This is a genomic window from Enterobacter sp. 148H3 (genome assembly GCF_034107425.1).
GTDB lineage: Bacteria > Pseudomonadota > Gammaproteobacteria > Enterobacterales > Enterobacteriaceae > Enterobacter > Enterobacter vonholyi.
The window spans coordinates 96,438-103,127 of record NZ_JAWNEI010000014.1; the positions used below are offsets into that span (position 1 = coordinate 96,438).

Here is a 6,690-nt window from a genome sequence, read left to right on the forward strand (position 1 = left end):
GCGCCCGCCTTTTCAGGAGATCCTCATGTTTGATTTACTCCTGCGCCGCGCGCGCCTCGCCGACGATACCCTGACCGATATCGCGATTCAGGACGGGAAGATTGCCGCGACGGGCGACATTGACGCTCCCGCTCGCAAGACGGTTGATCTTAACGGTGACGTGTTCGTCAGCGCAGGCTGGATTGACTCCCACGTACACTGCTATCCGAATTCCCCGATTTACCACGACGAGCCGGACAGCGTGGGCATTGCCACCGGCGTCACCACCGTAGTGGACGCGGGCAGTACCGGGGCCGACGACGTGGACGATTTCTATGCGATCACCCGCAGGGCCTCCACCGAGGTCTTTGCCCTGCTGAACATCTCCCGCGTGGGGCTGATTGCCCAGAACGAGCTGGCCAACATGGCCAATATTGACGCCGACGAGGTGAAGCAGGCGGTGACGCGCCACCCTGATTTTATCGTCGGCCTGAAGGCGCGCATGAGCAGCAGCGTGGTCGGTGAAAACGGCATCACGCCGCTGGAGCGTGCCAAAGCCATTCAGAAAGAGAACGGCGACCTGCCGCTGATGGTTCATATTGGCAACAACCCGCCGAACCTCGACGAGATTGCCGAGCTGCTGAGCTCCGGCGACATTATCACCCACTGCTATAACGGCAAGCCTAACCGCATTCTGACGCCGTCCGGCGAGCTGCGCGCCTCCATCACCTCAGCCCTGAAGCGCGGCGTGCGTCTGGACGTCGGGCACGGTACGGCGAGCTTTAGCTTTGAGGTGGCGAAACGCGCGATCGCGATGGGCATTCTGCCGCACACCATCAGCTCGGATATCTACTGCCGCAACCGCATCAACGGCCCGGTGGGCTCGCTGGCAAGCGTGATGTCGAAGTTTCTCGCCATCGGCATGTCCTTACCGCAGGTGATTGACTGCGTCACAGCGAACGCCGCCGACGGCCTGCGCCTGGCGCGCAAAGGCCGCATTCAGCCGGGTCTCGACGCCGACCTGACGCTGTTTACCCTCAAGCGCCAGCCAACGGTGCTGACGGATGCCGAAAACGACAGCCTGCAGGCTGAACACATTCTGGTGCCGCTTGCCGCGATCCGCGCGGGCAAGGGCTACATGACCGAACAAGGGAGCACGGAACATGCCTTCGATTTATGAGAAGTACCATTTAAAGCAGGTTATCAACACCTCTGGCCGCATGACGGCGCTCGGCGTTTCCACGCCGCGCCCGGAAGTCGTGCAGGCGGCGATGGACGGCATGAATCACTATTTCGAGATGAAGGATCTGGTCAATAAAACCGGGGATTACATCGCGAAGCTGCTGGACGTGGAAGGGGCGACGGTGGTTTCCTGCGCGTCGGCGGGCATTGCCCAGTCCGTGGCCGCGGTGCTGGTAAAAGACAGCGACTGGCTGCTGAAAAACCTGCACGTCACACCGATTGAAAATAACGAAATCGTCCTGCCGAAAGGCCACAACGTGAACTTTGGCGCGCCGGTGGGCACCATGGTGGCGTTGGGCGGCGGCAGGCTGGTGGAAGCGGGCTACGCCAACGAATGTTCCGCCGATCAGCTGGCGGCGGCAATCACGCCGCGTACGGCGGCGATCATGTACATCAAATCTCACCACTGCGTGCAGAAAAGCATGCTCAGCGTCGAGCAGGCGGCGGTTGTCGCACGTAAACACGACTTGCCGCTCATCGTGGATGCCGCGGCGGAAGAGGATCTGCACGCGTACTACCGTTCCGGCGCGGACCTGGTGATCTACAGCGGCGCGAAGGCGATCGAAGGCCCAACCAGCGGTCTGGTGATCGGCAAAACCCAGTACGTTGAGTGGGTTAAGCGCCAGACGGCGGGCATTGGCCGCGCGATGAAGGTCGGCAAAGAGGGCATTCTCGGCCTGACCTGCGCCATCGAACACTACCTGACGGCCACTAAAGAGAGCGGCGCCGAGATGGTGGCGAAAATGACGCCGTTTATCGAGGCGCTCAACACCCTGAACGGCGTTACCGCACGCGTGGTCTGGGACAGCGCCGGACGCGACATCGCCCGCACTGAGATTAAGTTCGACGAAGTCACGACCGGCGTCGGCACGGGCGATCTGGTGGCGAAGCTGAAGCAGGGCGAATACGCCATTTACTTCCGTGGCTACAAGGCCAACGAAGGGATAATCGAAGCGGACGTGCGCAGCGTAAATGCTGACCAGCTGAACATCGTGTACCGCCGCATTAGCGAAGTATTAGGACAGGAGAAAAACGCATGAAACTGACCCCCAACTTTTACCGTGACCGCGTCTGCCTGAACGTGCTGGCTGGCTCAAAGGCCAACGCCAGCGCCATCTACGAGGCGGCGGAAGGCCACGTGCTGGTGGGCGTGCTCTCCAAAAACTACCCGGACGTGGCGAGCGCTGTTGCCGATATGCGCGAATACGCGAAGCTGATTGATAACGCGCTGTCTGTTGGGCTGGGCGCGGGCGACCCAAACCAGTCGGCGATGGTGAGTGAAATCTCCCGCCAGGTGCAGCCGCAGCACGTTAACCAGGTCTTTACCGGCGTGGCCACCAGCCGCGCGCTGCTGGGGCAGAATGAGTCCGTGGTCAACGGTCTGGTCTCTCCGACAGGCACCGTTGGCATGGTAAAAATCTCCACCGGCCCGCTGAGCAGCAAAGCGCCGGACGGTATCGTGCCGGTTGATACCGCGATTGCCCTGCTGAAAGATTTCGGCGGCAGCTCCATCAAATACTTCCCGATGGGCGGCCTCAAGTGCCGTGACGAGTACAAGGCGGTAGCGGAAGCCTGCGCCCGCCACGACTTCTGGCTGGAGCCGACCGGAGGTATCGATCTGGAAAACTATGAGGAGATCCTGCAGATCGCCCTCGACGCGGGCGTGAGCAAAATCATCCCGCATATCTACAGCTCGATTATCGACAAAGCCAGCGGCGATACGCGTCCGGAAGACGTGCGTACGCTGCTGGCGATGACGAAGAAGCTGGTTAGATAAAACAAAACTAAACCGCACATACCTGAAGGAGCCACCATGCACACCCGTACCCTGCTTGTCGCTTCACTCTCAATGTTCGCCACTGCCGCTGTCGCCCAGACGCAATACGCCTGGGTGGGCACCTATAATCCGAACGGTGAAGGGCTGTACCGTTTTACTGTTAACCCGCAAACCGGCGCGCTGAAAGATAAAACGCTGGTGAGCAAACTGCCGAATGCGGCGCAGTTGACCCTTTCACAAGACGGCAAAACGCTGTATCTGGCAAGTGAAGTAGAGCAGGGCGTGGTGCAGGCGCTGCGCGTCGGCGATAACGGTGAGCTGAGCGAGCTTAATCAGGTGGCCTCCGGCGGTGCGGGGCCGGTTTACCTTTCGCTGACGCCGAACGGCAAGCATCTTCTGGTGGCGAACTACGTCAGCGGATCGATTGCCATTTTACCCGTCAACGCAGACGGCAGCCTGGGTGAAGCCACGGACACACATCAGGATCAAGGCGAACCGGGCGCGGCGAAGCCGGAAGCTGCCGTCGAGGGCAGTTTCGCGATCAGCGATCATAACGGCCCGCATGCGCACATGATCGCCGCCGATCCGAGCGGGAAATACGTGTTTTCGACCGATCTTGGGCTGGATCGCATCTATCAGTACCGCTTTGACGATCGGACAGGAAAGCTGACGCCGAACGATCCGCCGTTTATCAGCGCCTCCTCAAAAGGGGCCGGGCCGCGCCACTTTGTCTTTACGCCGAAGGGCGATGCCCTGTGGTTGATTAACGAAGAGGCGTCTACGCTCACCCATTATACCGTGAACGCCAACGGCACCTTAAAAGAGGGCAAAACGCTTTCAGCCCTGCCTGAAGGTTACAAAGGCACCAGCTTTGCTGCCGGTCTGGCGTTAAGCGATGATGGCAAACAGCTGTATGTGGCTAACCGTTTGCATAACAGCATCGGGCACTTTACCGTAACGGCGGAGGGCACGCTGACGCATCAGGATGACGTATGGACCCGTGGTGATTACCCGCGCACCCTGACGCTTGATAAGCAGGGACGCTGGCTGTACGTCATGAACCAGCGCAGCGACAACATTACCCGTTTCCGCGTGGCGCAGGACGGGAAATTGAGCTTCGAACCGGACTATACCCCGGTCGGCAGCCCATCCCAGATGGTCATTTCACCTTAAGCCGTAAGAGGACAACGACGTGCGATTTCCGAACCAACGTTTAGCGCAACTTTTCGAACTGTTGCAAAACGAGACGCTGCCGCAGGACGAACTGGCGCAGCGGCTGTCGGTTTCCACGCGAACCGTCCGTGCCGATATCACCGCCCTGAACGCGCTGCTGGCAAGCCACGGCGCGCAGTTTATCTTGAGCCGGGGCAACGGCTATCAGCTCAAAATAGATGATGCCCAGCGCTACCAGCAGCTACAGGCATCCCACCCGCGCGCGCTGCGTATCCCGCGGACCGGTCCGGAGCGCGTGCATTATCTGGTGGTGCGTTTTTTGACCTCGGCATTTTCTCTTAAGCTGGAGGATCTGGCGGACGAGTGGTTTGTCAGCCGCGCCACGCTGCAAAGCGACATGGCCGAAGTCCGCGAGTGGTTCCATCGCTATAACCTGACGCTGGAAACGCGTCCGCGCCACGGCATGAAGCTGTTTGGCAGCGAGATGTCGACCCGCGCGTGCCTGACCGATCTGCTCTGGGAGCTGGCGCAGCAGGACAGCCTGAACCCGCTGGTGACCGACGTGGCGCTAAATGCGGGTGTGGCGGAGCAGATGGTGCCGGTGCTGCACGACGCCCTGACGCGTCACCACATTCGCCTGACCGATGAAGGCGAGCTGTTCCTGCGCCTGTACTGCGCGGTGTCGGTACGGCGCATCAGCGAGGGCTATCCGCTGCCGGAATTCCACGCCGAAGACGTGGAAGAGAACGTGCGCGAGGCGGCTAAGGATATCGCCGTCACCATCCAGCAGCTGGCGGGCAAGGCGCTTTCGCCATCAGAGGAGAGCTGGCTGTGCGTGCACATTGCGGCGCGGCAGATTCAGGAGATCGCGCCTAGCGCCATTAACGCTGACGACGACGAGGCGCTGGTCAACTACATCCTGCGCTATATCAACACTCACTATAACTACAACCTGCTCAGCGACGCGCAGCTGCACGCGGATCTGCTCACGCACATCAAAACCATGATCACCCGCGTGCGGTATCAAATTATGATCCCCAATCCGCTGCTGGATAACATCAAGCAGCACTACCCGATGGCGTGGGATATGACGCTGGCGGCGGTGTCGAGCTGGGGCAAATACACGCCGTATGCGATCAGCGAAAACGAGATTGGCTTCCTGGTGCTGCACATTGGCGTCGGGCTGGAGCGCCACTACAACATCGGCTACCAGCGCCAGCCGCGCGTGCTGCTGGTATGCGACGCCGGTAACGCGATGGTCCGCATGATTGAGGCGGTGCTGCAGCGTAAATATCCGCAGATTGAGGTGACGCGCACGCTCACCCTGCGCGAGTACGAGGTTGCGGAAACCATTGGCGAAGACTTTGTGATAGCCACCGCACGCGTCAGCGAAAAGTCGAAACCGGTAGTAACGATCGCCCCGTTCCCGACCGACTATCAGTTAGAACAGATTGGCAAACTGGTGCTCGTGGACCGCACCCGCCCGTGGATGCTGGATAAATACTTCGATGCAGCCCATTTCCGCATTATCGACAAGCCAATCGATCAGCAGACGCTCTTCCGCGAGCTGTGTGAACAGCTTGAGGCAGAAGGCTTTGTCGGCGCGGAGTTTCTGGATTCGGTTGTTGAGCGTGAAGCCATCGTCAGCACCATGCTCGGCGACGGCATTGCGCTCCCGCACTCCCTCGGCCTGCTGGCGCAGAAAACGGTGGTCTACACCGTGCTCGCCCCGCAAGGCGTTCAGTGGGGCGACGAAACCGCGCACGTTATCTTCCTGCTCGCCATCAGCAAAAGCGAGTACGAAGAGGCGATGGCGATTTACGATATCTTCGTCACCTTCCTGCGCGAGCGGGCGATGTCGCGGCTCTCTAGCTGCGGAGATTTTGCCGGGTTTAAGGCGGTGGCTATGGAGAGTTTGAGTCGGTTTTGAGGTAAGGGCGGACGGATAACATCCGCCTTTGCTCAACGCAGATGATGCACTACCTGGTTACTGCTGCCGCGCCAGATCAAAGACGGGTCTTTTAAATCCTGCACGAACTTGCCGTCGACCAGCACGTTAATCAGATCCACCACTTCCATCTGCTGCGTATTCAGTTCATCCAGCCTGTAGCCTGTCCAGACCCAGATATCTTTTCCCGCACACTCTGCACGAATGCGCTTCACCAGCTTCAGAATATCCGGCACGTTTTGCGGGTGCAGCGGATCGCCGCCGGAGAGTGAAATCCCCTGGCGGTGAATACGCGTGTCATTCAGGTCGCTGATGATTTTATCTTCAATCTCCGCGGTGAACGGCATGCCAGAATTGAGTCGCCAGGTGCTTTTGTTGTAGCAGCCGGGGCATTCATGGACGCAGCCTGAAACAAACAGGGTGCAGCGGGTGCCGGGGCCGTTGACGATGTCGACAGGGTAGTACTGGTGATAGTTCATAGCGAATAACCACGCCGGGTGGGGGGGGGGGGGAGCACCGCGACGCAAAAAAAAGGGGGCGGGAGGCCCGGCACGACCCCCCCCCCCCCCCG

6 protein-coding genes are annotated in these 6,690 nt (G+C 59.9%); 5 read left to right on the forward strand and 1 reads right to left on the reverse strand.

Features of this window, described 5'->3' with window-relative positions:
• The first annotated feature begins 25 nt into the window (after positions 1–25).
• From USH94_RS18695 to USH94_RS18715, 5 genes are read left to right on the forward strand one after another with little or no spacing between them, the layout of a single operon-like run.
• Positions 26–1,159, forward strand: a complete 1,134-nt coding sequence (locus USH94_RS18695; protein WP_111965361.1) for an amidohydrolase/deacetylase family metallohydrolase — start codon at positions 26–28, stop codon at positions 1,157–1,159.
• A complete protein-coding gene (locus USH94_RS18700) occupies positions 1,143–2,261 on the forward strand; it encodes a DgaE family pyridoxal phosphate-dependent ammonia lyase (protein ID WP_111965360.1) in 1,119 nt (372 codons plus the stop codon). Before USH94_RS18695 ends, USH94_RS18700 begins: the two co-directional genes overlap by 17 nt.
• Complete coding sequence (gene dagF / locus USH94_RS18705) at positions 2,258–2,998, forward strand: 2-dehydro-3-deoxy-phosphogluconate aldolase (RefSeq protein WP_111965359.1); 741 nt, start codon at positions 2,258–2,260, stop codon at positions 2,996–2,998. Before USH94_RS18700 ends, dagF begins: the two co-directional genes overlap by 4 nt.
• Before the next feature lie 36 nt (positions 2,999–3,034).
• Positions 3,035–4,171: a lactonase family protein gene (locus tag USH94_RS18710; RefSeq protein ID WP_111965358.1), complete on the forward strand. Its 1,137-nt coding sequence runs from the start codon at positions 3,035–3,037 to the stop codon at positions 4,169–4,171.
• A 19-nt stretch (positions 4,172–4,190) separates the two neighbouring features.
• The gene (locus tag USH94_RS18715; RefSeq protein WP_111965357.1) at positions 4,191–6,101 is read left to right on the forward strand and encodes a BglG family transcription antiterminator; all 1,911 of its coding nucleotides are present in this window, start codon (positions 4,191–4,193) and stop codon (positions 6,099–6,101) included.
• Positions 6,102–6,133: 32 nt separating this feature from the next.
• On the opposite strand, the gene nrdG is transcribed toward USH94_RS18715, so the two are convergent.
• Positions 6,134–6,598, reverse strand: coding sequence for an anaerobic ribonucleoside-triphosphate reductase-activating protein (gene nrdG / locus USH94_RS18720; protein ID WP_111965356.1), 465 nt, complete (start codon positions 6,596–6,598; stop codon positions 6,134–6,136).
• Positions 6,599–6,690: the final 92 nt, after the last annotated feature.